12 protein-coding genes, 1 pseudogene and 1 riboswitch are annotated in these 13,105 nt (G+C 73.5%); of the genes and pseudogenes, 9 read left to right on the forward strand and 4 right to left on the reverse strand.

All coding sequences use genetic code 11. From position 1 onward, the window contains the following. Positions 1-26: 26 nt before the first annotated feature. On the reverse strand, positions 27-488 hold the full coding sequence (locus OG767_RS02930) for a hypothetical protein (RefSeq protein WP_405092037.1): 462 nt from the start codon (positions 486-488) through the stop codon (positions 27-29). A gap of 361 nt (positions 489-849) precedes the next feature. Here OG767_RS02930 and OG767_RS02935 point away from each other — a divergent pair, with 361 nt between their 5' ends. Both OG767_RS02935 and OG767_RS02940 read left to right on the forward strand, forming a co-directional pair. Further along, positions 850-1,068, forward strand: coding sequence for a hypothetical protein (locus tag OG767_RS02935; protein ID WP_405092038.1), 219 nt, complete (start codon positions 850-852; stop codon positions 1,066-1,068). 18 nt (positions 1,069-1,086) lie between these two features. Next, complete coding sequence (locus OG767_RS02940; protein WP_405092039.1) at positions 1,087-1,698, forward strand: hypothetical protein; 612 nt, start codon at positions 1,087-1,089, stop codon at positions 1,696-1,698. 301 nt (positions 1,699-1,999) lie between these two features. On the opposite strand, the gene OG767_RS02945 is transcribed toward OG767_RS02940, so the two are convergent. Further along, a complete protein-coding gene (locus OG767_RS02945) occupies positions 2,000-3,694 on the reverse strand; it encodes a C40 family peptidase (RefSeq protein WP_405092040.1) in 1,695 nt (564 codons plus the stop codon). Between the two features lie 230 nt (positions 3,695-3,924). Between OG767_RS02945 and mqnE the strand changes: the two genes are divergently transcribed. The 3 genes from mqnE to OG767_RS02960 are packed head-to-tail and all read left to right on the forward strand — an operon-like array spanning position 3,925 to position 5,869. Next, positions 3,925-5,094 (forward strand): aminofutalosine synthase MqnE, encoded by a 1,170-nt coding sequence (mqnE, locus tag OG767_RS02950; protein ID WP_107154643.1) that lies wholly within the window; start codon positions 3,925-3,927, stop codon positions 5,092-5,094. 7 nt (positions 5,095-5,101) lie between these two features. Beyond that, complete coding sequence (locus tag OG767_RS02955) at positions 5,102-5,563, forward strand: hypothetical protein (protein ID WP_405092041.1); 462 nt, start codon at positions 5,102-5,104, stop codon at positions 5,561-5,563. A gap of 27 nt (positions 5,564-5,590) precedes the next feature. Further along, positions 5,591-5,869 carry a DUF4229 domain-containing protein gene (locus tag OG767_RS02960; RefSeq protein ID WP_281943650.1) on the forward strand — a complete coding sequence of 93 codons (279 nt, stop codon included), beginning with the start codon at positions 5,591-5,593 and terminating at the stop codon, positions 5,867-5,869. 59 nt (positions 5,870-5,928) lie between these two features. On the opposite strand, the gene OG767_RS02965 is transcribed toward OG767_RS02960, so the two are convergent. Then, the gene (locus tag OG767_RS02965; RefSeq protein ID WP_405092042.1) at positions 5,929-7,269 is read right to left on the reverse strand and encodes a C39 family peptidase; all 1,341 of its coding nucleotides are present in this window, start codon (positions 7,267-7,269) and stop codon (positions 5,929-5,931) included. Between the two features lie 206 nt (positions 7,270-7,475). On the opposite strand from OG767_RS02965, the pseudogene OG767_RS02970 reads away from it, so the two are divergent. From OG767_RS02970 to OG767_RS02985, 4 genes and pseudogenes are all read left to right on the forward strand, one after another. After that, positions 7,476-8,786: pseudogene (locus OG767_RS02970) on the forward strand (M14 family metallopeptidase); the annotation flags it as partial. 120 nt (positions 8,787-8,906) lie between these two features. Beyond that, a riboswitch (cobalamin riboswitch) is annotated at positions 8,907-9,000 on the forward strand. Between the two features lie 109 nt (positions 9,001-9,109). Further along, entirely contained in the window at positions 9,110-10,042 is a 933-nt protein-coding gene (locus OG767_RS02975) for an ABC transporter substrate-binding protein (RefSeq protein WP_405092043.1), read from the forward strand. 68 nt (positions 10,043-10,110) lie between these two features. Then, positions 10,111-11,199 (forward strand): iron ABC transporter permease, encoded by a 1,089-nt coding sequence (locus OG767_RS02980; RefSeq protein ID WP_281943823.1) that lies wholly within the window; start codon positions 10,111-10,113, stop codon positions 11,197-11,199. Positions 11,200-11,434: 235 nt separating this feature from the next. Continuing rightward, complete coding sequence (locus OG767_RS02985; protein WP_405092044.1) at positions 11,435-12,211, forward strand: ABC transporter ATP-binding protein; 777 nt, start codon at positions 11,435-11,437, stop codon at positions 12,209-12,211. A gap of 98 nt (positions 12,212-12,309) precedes the next feature. Here the strand turns inward: OG767_RS02985 and OG767_RS02990 are convergent, their stop codons facing one another. Beyond that, positions 12,310-13,068 (reverse strand): VOC family protein, encoded by a 759-nt coding sequence (locus tag OG767_RS02990; protein ID WP_405092045.1) that lies wholly within the window; start codon positions 13,066-13,068, stop codon positions 12,310-12,312. Positions 13,069-13,105 lie beyond the last annotated feature (37 nt).

Consider the following 13,105-nt stretch of genomic DNA (forward strand, 5'->3'; position numbering starts at 1 on the left):
GGCCGTAGTGGGCGGGCTCACCCCCGTCAGCGCATCAGCACGGTGCCGGTCAGGCCGCTCAGCGCGTCGTTGGCCAGGAACACCACGAGCAGACTGATGGCGATCAGCGCCGTCAGCGCGACGGCCAACACGATGATGACCTTGGTGTTGCTGGCCCGGGTGGCCGGGGTGTCCTCGGCCCAGCCCTGGGCCAGGATGTGCCCGGTCAGCGAACCGGTGTTCTCCGACGGGCTGCTCTGCGGGAGCGCGACCGTGGCGAAGCCCGGGCCCTCCGTGCCGCCGTACGCGGTTCCGGCGAGGTCCTGACTGCCGAGCTGCGGGCGTACCGGAGGGGTGGTTTCGGTCTGCCGTGCGGAAGCGGCCGGCGGCGGCCAGGTCGGCGGCGCCGGGACGGCCGGGGCCGGCGGCGCGGACGTGGGGGGCCAGACCGGCTGCGCTCCGGGCACGCCGGCCATCGCCGGCGGCGGCGGGAACGGGGGCGCGGGCATCGGGCCGGGCGGCGGCGGTGGCGGAGGCACCACCGGACCCGGGGGCGGCACCGGTGGCCCGGGCATCGGCGGAACCGGCCCCGGCGGATTCGGTCCGGGCGGATTCGGCCCCGGCGGATTCGGTCCGGGCGGATTCGGGGACGGAGCCGGCACGGGGGCCGGCACCGGGGGCGACGGGCGGAGCGGGGGCTCCGGCTCGGGTACGGGCGGAGCCGGTGACGGGGGCGTCGGCCCGGGCACCGGGGTCGGAGCCGGCTCGGGCTCGGGACCCGGCGGGGACGGCGGCTGCGCCGGCTCCGGCGGCTGGGCGGGCTCCGGTGGCTCCGGGTTGACCGGGGCGGCCCGGTAGAGCTTCGCGGCGGTGGGCGCGGCCGCCACCGACACGGCGACCTCGTCGGCCGAGACCCGGCTCAGGCCGGGCACCGAAGCGCTGGCCCGGGCGGGCGCTGCCGGGGAGTCGGTGCGTGGCGCGGGCGTGACCCGGCCGGCGAACCGGTCGGCCGGCTGCTGGCCGGCGTCGCCGCCGGGGCGGGCGTCCCGGCTCGCGTCCGGGGACCCCGCGCGCGGCGCGGGCACCTGAGCGGCACCGGAGACCTGGGTGGCGCTGGGCACCTGGACGGAGTTCGGCACCTGGGTTGAGCCGGGCACCTGGGTTGAGCCGGGCACCTGGGGGGCGCTGGGCATCTGGGGGGTGCTGGGCATCTGGGTTGAGCCGGGCACCTGGCCGGCACCGGGCACCTGGGCGGAGCCGGAGATCCGGGCGGCGCTGGGGGCCGGGGCGGCACCGGAGGCCGGGGTGGTCGGGGAGGCGCCGTCGGTCGGGCCCGCCGCGGCGTCGTCGGGAGCCGGCCCGGAACGGTCGGCGGCGTCCACGGTCGGAACGGGTGCCGGCGTCGCGGCGGCCGGGAGCGGGATCGGACCAGCCGGGGTCGGGGCAGCGGAGGTCGGGGCAGCCGGGCTCGGGACAGCCGGGGTTGGGGCGGCCGTGGTCGGGGTGGCCGTGGTCGGGGTGGCCGGCGGTGGCGGGACCGGGGCCACCGGAACCGGCGTCGGCGGCGTCGAGGCGGCCGGCGAACCGGCGTCGTCGTCGGTCGAGGCCGGCCGGTCGGCCGCCGCGAAGGCGGACCAACTGGACGGCGGCGAAACGGTCGCCCCGGGGCGGCGGCGGTCCAGCGGCGGGACGCTCTCCGCCGGGGCGCCCGCCCGGTAGGTGGTGGCGGTGGCCGGCGGACCGGGCCGTTCCCCGCCCGACGGCGGCGCTACCGCCGAGCCGGCCACGCTGACCCGGGCCCGCGCGACGGCGACCGGACCCGGCTGCGCCGGGCGCTCGTCGGCGTTCCCGACGGGGTCGGGCGTGGATCCCGGTTGGACCGTCTCCGCCGGAACCTCGTGCTCGCCCATCTCGCCCCTCCGCACCCACGCTCGCCCCCGACCGTGGCGCCGGCCGGAAGTGCCTGGATCTCACCGTGCCACATTCCGGCCCGGGAACACAGTCGGAGCGGACGGTTGGGTCAGCCGGTGCTGGTCGGGCTGGCGGACTTGCTGCCGGCCGTGCTCTCCGTCGGCTTCGCCGTGCTGCTCGACGGCGCGGCGGCGCTCTCGGTCGGTTTCGCCGAGGTCGACGACGGTGCGACGGTGGCGGTGCGACTCGGCGACGGGCTCGGCGTGTCCGACGGGGTGGGCGTCGGGGTGGGCGTCGGGCTGGTGCTCGTCGACGGGGTGGGCGTCGGACTGGACGTGGTCGGCGTGGGCTTCGGCGTGGCGGACTTCGTCGGCTTCGGCGTCGGCTTCGGCTTCGGCGTGGCGGTCTTCGTCGGCTTCGGGGTCGGCTTCGGCGTGGTGCCGGGCTTCGGCGGGTTGACCGGCACGGTCGGGAGCGGCACCGGCGTGGCGGGCCCGGGGACGGCGCCGACCACCCGGGTCGCCGCGTAGAGCCGGGACCACCGGACCACCGAGATCTTGACCACGTCGCCGGTCCGCGGCGCCTCCACCATCTTGCCGTTACCGATGTACATGGCGACGTGGTGGATGCTGCTCCAGCTACCGCTGGAGGCGAAGAAGAGCAGGTCACCGGGGAGGAGGGCGGTCGGGCTGACGGTGCGGGAGCGGGTCGCGTAGTACTGGTCCCGGGAGACGCGGGGCAGGCCCCGGTAGCCGGCAGACTGGTAGGCGGCGAGCATCAGACCGGAGCAGTCGAACCGGTCCGGGCCCTCCGCCGCCCAGAGGTAGGGGTCACCCAACTGGGCCAGGGCGTAGCGCACGGCGGCCAGCGCCCGCGGGTCGGCGACCAGGCCGTTGATGCTCTGGTTGACGACGTACGGGTTGCCGAGCCGCTGCTCGGCGGCGTCCTCGCGGCGCTCGATCTCGAGCAGCTTGGCGGCGTTGTCGCGGCGGAGCTTGAGCAGCGCGGCTTCCTGCTTGTGCAGGTCGGTCTCGACCCGGGTGAACTCCGCGGTCTTCTCGGTGACCCGGCGCTGGACCGAGGCGTGCGCCTCACGCGCGACCCGCTCGTCGGTGGTGGCGCGCAGCAGCTCGCCGGTCACCGAGGTGGTGGCCCCCTCGGCCTTGTCGCCCCGGGTGATCCGCTGGAGATCGGAGAACTGGCGCAGGCTGGCGCCGAACTCGCCGGGCGGCAGCGCGGCGTCGGCCTTGACCGCGTCGGCGGCGGCGCTCTTGGCGTTCTCCTGGGCCCGGGCCAGCGCGGCCTGGGCCTCCTTGAGCCGGGCGGCGGCGGCGGTCAGCTCGGCCTGGGCCGCGTCCCGCTCGCCCTTGACCCGCAGGAGGTTGTCGCCGAGCTGGGCGACCTGGCCGTCGACCTGGTTGATCTGCGCGATCAGCGGCCCGTCGGCCGGGTTCGTGACACCGGTCGTGGCACCCGGCAGGACCGGCGCGCCGCCGGGCACGGCGGCACCGGGGACGGTGGCGCCGGGCAGGCCGGGCACCGGGACGCCGGGCTGGCCGGGGACGGTGGGGCCAGGACGGCCGGCGGTGGCGCCCGGCACGGTGGGGAGCTGGAGCGGGCCGGTGACCTGCGGCCGGGACCCGGTGCTGGGGATGGTGTCGGGCAGCGGATCGGCCCAGGCCGGGGTGGCGAGCGCCGCGGCCGCGACCGCCCCGAGCAGGGCGGACCAGAGCGCCGGGCGCAGCACCGGTGAGATCACCGGTGAGCGTCGCCGTCGCCTTCGGGCCTTGGTGCTGTCGACCATTCCGCTCCCCGTCCGGTCTGGTGCGCGCCACGCGTCGTGGGCGTGATGAGACAGGGCGACCCCTGGTGTGTGTTCCGCCCCACCCTGTCTTACCTCACCGACGCAACGATGTCGATGTGCGGAGCGTGACGACCGGTGAACTGGGTCGCTGCGGTCGACCGCGCGGGCGGCGCTCCGGACCCGCGACGTACGCTCGATCGGGACCCCAGGTGGAAGGACGTGGCTTTCGGATGGACGCCGGACTCAAGCGCGAGCTCGAAGCGAAGGTCTACGCGGGGGAGCGGCTGACCCGCGAGGACGGCATCGCGCTCTACGCGAGCGACGACCTGACCTGGTTGGGCCGGCTGGCCCACCACAGGCGTACGGAGCTCAACGGCGACCGGGTGATGTTCAACGTCAACCGGCACCTCAACCTGACCAACGTCTGTTCCGCGTCGTGCGCGTACTGCTCGTTCCAGCGCAAGCCGGGCGAGAAGGACGCCTACACGATGCGGATCGACGAGGCGGTCCGCAAGGCCAAGGAGATGGAGGACGAGCAGCTCACCGAGCTGCACATCGTCAACGGCCTGCACCCGACGCTGCCCTGGCGCTACTACCCCAAGGTGCTGCGCGAGCTGAAGGCCGCGCTGCCGAAGGTCAACCTCAAGGCGTTCACCGCGACCGAGGTGCAGTGGTTCGAGAAGATCAGCGGGCTGACCGCCGACGCGATCCTCGACGAGTTGATGGACGCCGGGCTGGAGTCGCTGACCGGCGGCGGCGCGGAGATCTTCGACTGGGAGGTCCGGCAGCACATCGTCGACCACGCCTGCCACTGGGAGGACTGGTCGCGGATCCACCGGTTGGCCCACTCGAAGGGCATGAAGACGCCGTCGACCATGCTCTACGGCCACATCGAGGAGCCCCGGCACCGGGTCGACCATGTGCTGCGGCTGCGTGAGCTGCAGGACGAGACCGGGGGCTTCCAGGTCTTCATCCCGCTGCGCTACCAGCACGACTTCGTCGACTCGGCGGACGGCAAGGTCCGTAACCGGATCCAGGCCCGTACCACGATGGCCTCCCCGGCCGAGTCGCTCAAGACGTTCGCGGTCTCCCGTCTGCTGTTCGACAACGTCCCGCACGTGAAGTGCTTCTGGGTCATGCACGGGCTCTCGGTGGCCCAGCTCTCGCTGAACTTCGGCGTGGACGACCTGGACGGCTCGGTGGTGGAATACAAGATCACGCACGACGCCGACTCGTACGGCACGCCGAACACCATGCACCGGGACGACCTGCTCCACCTGATCTGGGACGCCGGCTTCCGCCCGGTGGAGCGGAACACCCGCTACGAGACCGTCCGTGAGTACGCTGCCGCGCCGTCGATGGCCGAGCGCCGTTCCGAGCCGCAGCAGGTCTGGGCCTGACCCGGCGATGAGCATCGGCAGGTCTGGGCCTGACCCGGCGACGAGCACCGGGGAGCAGCAGCGCGGCTTTCCTCGGCGGGACGCCGAGGGACGCATCCTGACGCTCGGTGACCTGCTCGGCGTGACGCTCGCCGGGCTGGTCATCGGCGTGCTGGCGCTGCTGCTCTTCGAGTGGGCGTTCGCCGCCGTCGGCGCCGGCGGGTTCGGGGGGACCAACGGCTGGCTCGCGGTGATCCTGCCGCTCTGGCTGTTCTGGGACGACTTCCGGGCCTGGGAGTTCGGTGCCGCCCGGGTGCTGGCGGCGCTGGTCGGGCTCGGGGTCGGCGTGCTGGCCGGGTTGCTGGCGGCCGGGCTGGCCGCGGGGCTGCCGGCGCTGTTCACCGGCGCGCTGGCCGCGGCGGTTTTCACCGTGGTCTACGCGGTGATCTGGTTTCATGGCGTGCACTGGCTGGCCCGGCGGACGGGCTGAGGCGGCGGAGAGAGTGGGAATGCGGGCATGAGCGCGGCGGTCAAGTACACGCTGGGCCGGATCGGGCTGTTCGTCGCGGTGCTGGCGGCCCTCTGGTTCGTCGAGATGAACATGTTCCTGCGGCTGATGCTGGCGTTGGTCTTCTCCGCCACGCTGTCGTTCTTCCTGCTGAAGGGGTGGCGGGACGAGATGGCCGGGGAGATGGCCGACGCGGCGGAGCGCCGCCGCGCCGAGAAGGACCGGCTGCGCTCCGCCCTGGCCGGCGACGACCAGCCCACCGACGCGCCGGGCGAGCCCCGCGGCTGAGTGGTGAGAAGGGGCCCCTTCTCGACGCCAGGCGTTAACAAGGGGCCCCTCCTTTCAGCTCACCAGTTGGTGGAGTTGGGGACGGTGGGCCAGGGGCGGTTCAGCGGCTTGATCAGGTATGCGATGCCGCCGGAGCCGGAGGCCACGGTGCCGTTGGCCCGGTAGCGCTTGGTGCGCTGCCAGATCTGCTCGAACTGCTCGCGCTTGTAGACGTTGCGCACCGCCTCGTTCGAGGACGACGCCGGGTCGTTGACGATCACGTCGCCGTCGGCGGTGAAGCCGACGATCACGAACAGGTGCCCGGAGGTGCCGTAGTTCGCCCCGTCCAGCTCCTCGGCCAGGAACGACTGCGACGTGACCACCGGGATGCCGGCCTTGATGAACCGTTCCGCCTCGTCCAGCGAGTGCAGGCGGGTGACGCGCGCCTCCAGACCGGGGAAGCCGGCGGCGTACGCGGTGTTGAACGGCCAGTTGCCGGCGCCGTCGTACTCGTGGTCGTAGGTCATCCGGGCGGCGTGGTCGACGGTCGGGTCGGCGTAGGCGGGGTCGACCCAGGCGGTGTCCTCGGCCGAGGGCTTGCGTCCCCAGTACTCGACCACCATCTCGGTGGAGGTGGGCGAGCACCACGCCTCGCCGCCGCCGTCGTACTCCGGGTACTCGCCGATGTGGACGTTCTGCGAGTAGCGGGGCACGGCCAGCTCGGTGCCCCAGGCGATGCCGCCCCGGCTCGGCGTGACGGTGAACCGGTCCGGCACGTTCGAGGCCATCGCGCCGACCATCCGGACCTGCGGCGCGGCGGCCTGTCCGGGCGCGCGGTAGAGCGTCAGCCGGAGCTGGTACGAGCGCAGCAGCACCCCGGCCGAGGCGTCGTCGACGGCGAACGTGTCGGTCCAGATGCTCGACCAGGGGTCACCCTGACCGTCCAGCGTGGCCCGCTTGATGTCCTGGTCGCCGGAGGCCCAGCGGCCCATCACGTACCACGGGGTCTGGGCCCCGGTGTTGTAGGTGCCGTGCAGCTCGACCTGGATCCAGGTGCCGGCGGGGGTGCTGGCGTTCCAGGACGCGACGAGTTCGGTGGCGTCGAACCCGATCCGCCGCTCGGGTGAGGTCCAGGTGGCGTACTCCCAGGTACGGGTGGCGCCGGTGTGTTCGTCGGTGAATTCGGCTGTGCCGGCGGGCCGGGCGATGGTGAGCGCCGGCTGGCGGCCGGGCACGGCGCGGGTGCCCTGGTGCGTGCCGGTACGCCAGTCGGGGTAGCGGGAGAACTCCTGGAAGGTGATCTGTTCGTCGTGGGTGACGCCCGGCCGGGGGCCGTGGGCCTGGGCGGGTGCGGTGGTGCCGAGCAGGGTGAGCGCGGTCAGGCCGGCGAGGGCGACCGCGCGCAGGGGTCTTCCGAACATGGCAGCTCCACGGGGAAACGGCATCGTTGCCGTTCACTGTCGTCCTTGGCGGGAAGTTTCGCCAGATGTTCAGCCATGGAAAATCATTGCCGACGTGAGGATCAGGTCGGGATGGTTCATGACAACGACGGATGTTGATATGACCATGTGACTGCTGGTGGAGTGTGCGGACAACGGGATCTCCCCGTACCCCGAGGAGGTTGTCCATGGCCCTCCGCACGTCCCCGCTGCGCCGCCGGCTCGCGTTCGTCGCCGCCGTCGGCCTGATCCTGGTCACCGCCGCCGCCGGGCCGGCCGCCGCCCGCCCCGACCCGGACCGGGCCGGCGAGTCGGCCGCCGTCGCCTACCGGGTGCTCGGCCCACGCACCGTCGCCGACCGCACCGCGGTCGCCCGCACCGGCGCCGCCATCGACTACTCCGAACACGGCGTGCTGCACGTCACGGCCACCACCGCCGAGGCGAAGGCGATCACCCGACTCGGCTTCCGGCTGGAGAAGGACGTCGCCCCGGCGCCGGCCGGCGGCGCGACCGCGTACGCGTTCCCGCCCGCCGACTCGAACTACCACGACTACGCCGAGCTGACCGCGGTGGTGAACCAGGTGGTCGCCGACCACCCGAGCATCGCCCGCAAGCTCAGCATCGGCACGTCCTACCAGGGCCGGGACCTGATGGCCGTGAAGATCTCCGACAACGTCGGCACCGACGAGGGCGAACCGGAGATCCTGTTCAACGCCCAGCAGCACGCCCGCGAGCACCTGACCGTCGAGATGGCGATCTACCTGCTCAACCTGTTCACCGACAACTACGGCACCGACTCCCGGATCACCAACATCGTGAACTCCCGGGAGATCTGGATCGTGCCCACCGTCAACCCGGACGGCAGCGAGTACGACATCGCCACCGGCTCCTACCGCTCCTGGCGGAAGAACCGGCAGCCCAACAGCGGCTCCACGTACGTCGGCACCGACCTGAACCGCAACTGGAGCTACCAGTGGGGCTGCTGCGGCGGCTCGTCGAGCACGAAGTCGTCGGACACCTACCGCGGCCCGTCCGCCTTCTCCGCCCCGGAGACCGCCGCGCTGCGCAACTTCGTCAACAGCCGGGTCGTCGGCGGGGTGCAGCAGATCAAGGCGAACATCGACTTCCACACCTATTCCCAGCTGGTGCTCTGGCCGTACGGCTACACGTACAGCAACACCGCCACCGGGATGACCGCCGACCAGTACAACACGTTCGCCACCATCGGCCAGCAGATGGCGGCCAGCAACGGCTACACCCCGGAGCAGTCCAGCGACCTCTACATCGCGGACGGCACCAGCATCGACTGGATGTGGGGCACCCACAAGATCTGGGCGTACACGTTCGAGATGTACCCCGGCTCGGCCTCCGGCGGCGGCTTCTACCCGCCCGACGAGGTGATCCCGGCGCAGACCTCGCGCAACCGGGACGCCGTGCTGACGCTGTCCGAGTACGCCGACTGCCCGTACCGGGCGATCGGCAAGCAGAGCCAGTACTGCTGACCTCACCCGGCGGCGGGGACCCCGGCTCCACCCCCACCGGGGTCCCCGCCCACCCCGCCCGTCCGGGTGATCTTCGCTGGTCGTGCGCTACGGTGGCACGGACCGTGCCACAGCGAAGCCGGTGCGAAACCGGCGCTGTCCCGCAACTGTGATGCCCCGTACGGTCGGCGTCGGCCTCCCGCCGGCGCCGACGGACGTGGGACGAGCCAGGTCGCCTGCGGCCCGGTCGCGACACGCGCCTTCGAGGAAGGGCGCCTCGCGGACGGGGCCCTTCCAGCCTGTCGGCGAAGCACCACGCTCCTCGACCGACAGGAGGACCTGTGACCCGACGTACCCCTCGGCTCTTCGCCACCGCGCTCGCGGCCGGCGTGCTGCTTCTCGGCGGCTGCGCCGAGAAGACCTCGACCGACGCCCCCGCCCCCGGCGCGTCCGGCGGCTCGTTCCCCGCCAGCGTGGGCAACCTGACGCTGGAGAAGCGCCCCGAGAAGATCGTCTCGCTGTCGCCGACCTCGACCGAGATGCTCTTCGCCATCGGCGCCGGCAAGCAGGTCGCCGCCGTCGACGACCAGTCGAACTACCCGGCGGACGCGCCGAAGACCGACCTCTCCGGCTACCAGCCGAACGCCGAGGCGATCGCCGCGAAGAGCCCCGACCTGGTGGTGATCACCAATGACACCAACAAGATCGCCAGCCAGCTCGTCGCGCTGAAGATCCCGGTCCTGCTCACCCCGGCCGCGACCACGCTCGACGACACGTACCGGCAGCTCACCGACCTGGGCAAGCTCACCGGCCACCCGGCCGAGGCGGACGCCGTGGTGCGGAAGATGAAGGACGACATCACCGCGCTCACCAAGGACCTGCCCAAGCGCGCCGAGAAGCTGACCTACTACCACGAGCTGGGCCCGGAGCTGTACACCGCGACCAGCAAGACGTTCATCGGCACCATCTACGCGCTCGCCGGGCTGGAGAACATCGCCGACCCGGCCGACGCCGGCGGCAAGAGCGGCGGCTACCCGCAGCTCTCCCAGGAGGTCATCGTCAAGGCGAACCCCGACTTCGTCTTCCTGGCCGACACCAAGTGCTGCCAGCAGAGCGCCGACACGGTCAAGGCGCGCAGCGGGTGGGCCGGCCTCACCGCGGTCAAGAACAACCAGGTCGTGGCGCTTGACGACGACATCGCCTCGCGTTGGGGCCCGCGCGTCGTCGACCTGCTGAAGGCGATCGTCGACGCCACCGCCAAGGTCCCGGCCTGACCGTGGCCGTACGACCGGCGGACCCCGTGCCGGCCGGGACGCCCGACGCGTCCCGGCCGGCCGGCCGGCTGCCGCACCCCCGCCGGGGCGCGGCACACGCCGACGCTCCGGCCCGGCCGGCCGGGCTGCGCACACGCTGGCTGCTCGCCGGCCTGGTGGCGGTGCTCGTCGCGCTGGTGGCCGGCGTCTCGTTCGGCCCGGTCAGCCTGCCGCCCGGCAGCGTCGCGGCGGAACTGCTCAACCTGCTGCCCGGCGTGCACCTGGACAGCGGGCTCACCGAGCAGGAGGTCGCCATCGTCACCGAACTGCGCCTGCCCCGGGTCGTGCTCGGTCTGCTCGTCGGCGCGCTGCTCGCCCTGGCCGGCGGCTGCTACCAGGGCGTCTTCCGCAACCCGCTGGCCGACCCGTACCTGCTCGGTGTGGCCGCCGGGGCCGGGCTCGCGGTCACCGCGGCGATCGTGCTCGGCGCCGGGGCCGGCGGGGCGCTCACCGGCCTGCCGGTCACCGTCCCGCTCGCCGCGTTCGTCGGCTCGCTCGGCGCGGTGGCGATGACGTACCTGCTCGGCGCCGCCGGCGGCCGGGACCGCTCCCCGGCCACGCTGATCCTGGCCGGGGTGGCCGTCTCGGCGTTCCTCGCCGCCGGGCAGACCTACCTGCTGCAAGCGCACTCGGACAGCCTCCAGCAGGTGTACTCCTGGCTGCTCGGGCGGCTCTCCACCGCCGGCTGGCACGACGTGCTGCTGGTCCTGCCGTACTTCCTGCTCACCGCCGTGGTGGTGCTGGCGCACCGGCGGGAGCTGGACGTGCTCGCCCTCGGCGACGACGAGGCCACCAGCCTCGGGCTGCACCCGCAGCGGTCCCGCTACCTGCTGATCGCCGCCGCCTCGCTGGGCACCGCCGCCGCGGTCTCCGCCTCCGGTCTGATCGGCTTCGTCGGCATCATCGTGCCGCACACCGTCCGGCTGCTCGCCGGTTCCAGCCACCGGGTGATCCTGCCGCTGTCGATGCTCTTCGGCGGCGCGTTCCTGGCGCTGACCGACGTGGTCGCGCGGACCGCCGCGGCACCCGCCGAGATCCCCATCGGCGTGGTGACCGCGCTGCTCGGCGGCCCGTTCTTCGTCCTGATCCTGCGCACCGCCCGCGGGGTGCGCGCGTGAGCGCGAGGAGTGAGCCGGGTTTGCGAGCCCCGCAGTCGCACGCCCGGGGGACCAGCGTGAGCGCGAGGAGTGAGCCGGGTTTGCGAGCCCCGCAGTCGCACGCCCGGGGGACCAGCGTGAGCGCGAGGAGTGAGCCGGGTTTGCGAGCCCCGCAGTCGCACGCCCGGGGGACCAGCGTGAGCGCGAGGAGTGAGCCGGGTTTGCGAGCCCCGCAGTCGCACGCCGGTGGACCAGCATGACCGCCGCGGTCGAGGTCCGGGACCTGCGGGTCGAGTTGGGCGGCAGTCCGGTCCTGGCCGGCGTCGACCTGACCGTCGCGGTGGGCGAGTGGGTCACCGTCATCGGCCCCAACGGCGCCGGCAAGTCGACGCTGCTGCGCGCCGTCGGCGGCCTGCTGCCCGCGCCGGACGCCGTCTCCCTCTTCGGTACGCCGATCCGCGCGATGCGCCGCCGCGACCGGGCCCGGGTGGTGGCCACCGTGGCGCAGTCACCGGCGGTGCCGGCCGGCATGGCGGTCGTCGACTATGTGCTGCTCGGGCGCACGCCCCACATGCCGCCGCTGGGTCGGGAGTCCGCCGCCGACCTGGCCGCCGTGCGCCAGGTGCTGGACCGGCTCGACCTGGCCGGGTTCGGCAGCCGTGAGCTGGCCACGCTCTCCGGCGGCGAGCGGCAGCGGGTCTTCCTGGCCCGGGCGTTGGCCCAGGGTGCCACCCTGCTGCTGCTCGACGAGCCGACCAGCGCGTTGGACATCGGGCACCAGCAGGAGGTGCTGGAACTGGTCGACCAGCTCCGCCGCGAGCACGACCTGACCGTGCTCGCCACCATGCACGACCTCTCCATCGCCGGCGAGTACGCCGACCGTCTGGTGCTGCTCGCCGAGGGCCGGGTGGCCGCCGCCGGCCCACCCGCCGAGGTGCTCACCGAGGACCTGCTCGCCCGCCACTACCGCGCCCACGTCCGGGTCATCCCCGGCCCACACGGCCCACACGTCGTCCCGCTCCGCCGCCGGTGAGAAGGAGGGGCCCCCGCTTAACGCATTCGGTAGAGAAGGGGCCCCCTCTCACCGCCACCTGTTAAAAGGGGGCCCCTCCTTACACGCGGGCGGGGCGGTCAGCGGAGGGTGGAGATGGAGAAGAGCGCGCCGTGCGGGTCGCGGAGGGCGGCGGAGCGACCGGCCGGGTTGTCCCGGGGCGGGACGAGGATGGTGCCGCCCAGTTCGGCGGCGCGGGCCGCGGTGGCGTCGGTGTCCTCCACCCCGAAGTAGACCGTCCAGTACGCCGGCAGGTCGGCGGGGAGCGGCTCGGCCGGCGGCAGCATGCCGGCGACGATGCGGGCGCCGCAGCGCCATCCGATGTAGGGGGCCGGCCCGGTCGACCGTTCCTCGGGATGCCAGCCGAAGACCAGCGCGTAGAACTCCCGGGCTCCCTCCGGATCGGGGGTGACCAGCTCGTTCCAGCACATCGCGCCGGGCGCGTTGAACAACTCCGCGCCGCGCATCGCCATCGGCTGCCAGACGCTGAACACCGCGCCGGCCGGGTCGGCGAGCACCGCCATCCGACCCTGCGCGGCGACGTCGAACGGGGCGACGACCACCTGCCCGCCGGCCGCCGCGACCCGGGTGGCGACCAGGTCTGCGTCGTCCGTGGCCACGTACGTCGACCAGACCGGCACCTGGTCCGGGGTGGCCGGCGGGCCGGCCCCGGCGACGGCCTTGCCGTCCTTGAGGAAGACGGTGTAGCCGCCGGCGTCCGGCACGGTGGAGATCCGTCCGGTCCAGCCGAACAGTTGCGGGTAGAACCGTCTCGCGTCGTCCAGTCCGGGGGTGGCCAGGTCGGTCCAGCAGGGTGTGCCGGGCTCGACGCCGTTCACGGGTGACCCCTTCCGCCGGGGGCGGTCCCGCTGGCCG

Origin of the sequence: Micromonospora sp. NBC_01392 (genome assembly GCF_045040125.1) — a bacterium.
In the GTDB taxonomy this organism is placed as follows: domain Bacteria; phylum Actinomycetota; class Actinomycetes; order Mycobacteriales; family Micromonosporaceae; genus Micromonospora.

Excerpts from the sequence above, each read along its gene's own strand:
- OG767_RS02930 (WP_405092037.1), bottom strand. The coding sequence starts at position 488 with ATGCCCGCGCCCCCGTTCCCGCCGCCGCCGGCGATGGCCGGCGTGCCC.
- OG767_RS02945 (WP_405092040.1), bottom strand. The coding sequence starts at position 3,694 with ATGGTCGACAGCACCAAGGCCCGAAGGCGACGGCGACGCTCACCGGTG.
- mqnE (WP_107154643.1), top strand. The coding sequence starts at position 3,925 with ATGGACGCCGGACTCAAGCGCGAGCTCGAAGCGAAGGTCTACGCGGGG.
- OG767_RS02955 (WP_405092041.1), top strand. The coding sequence starts at position 5,102 with ATGAGCATCGGCAGGTCTGGGCCTGACCCGGCGACGAGCACCGGGGAG.
- OG767_RS02960 (WP_281943650.1), top strand. The coding sequence starts at position 5,591 with ATGAGCGCGGCGGTCAAGTACACGCTGGGCCGGATCGGGCTGTTCGTC.
- OG767_RS02965 (WP_405092042.1), bottom strand. The coding sequence starts at position 7,269 with ATGTTCGGAAGACCCCTGCGCGCGGTCGCCCTCGCCGGCCTGACCGCG.
- OG767_RS02985 (WP_405092044.1), top strand. The coding sequence starts at position 11,435 with ATGACCGCCGCGGTCGAGGTCCGGGACCTGCGGGTCGAGTTGGGCGGC.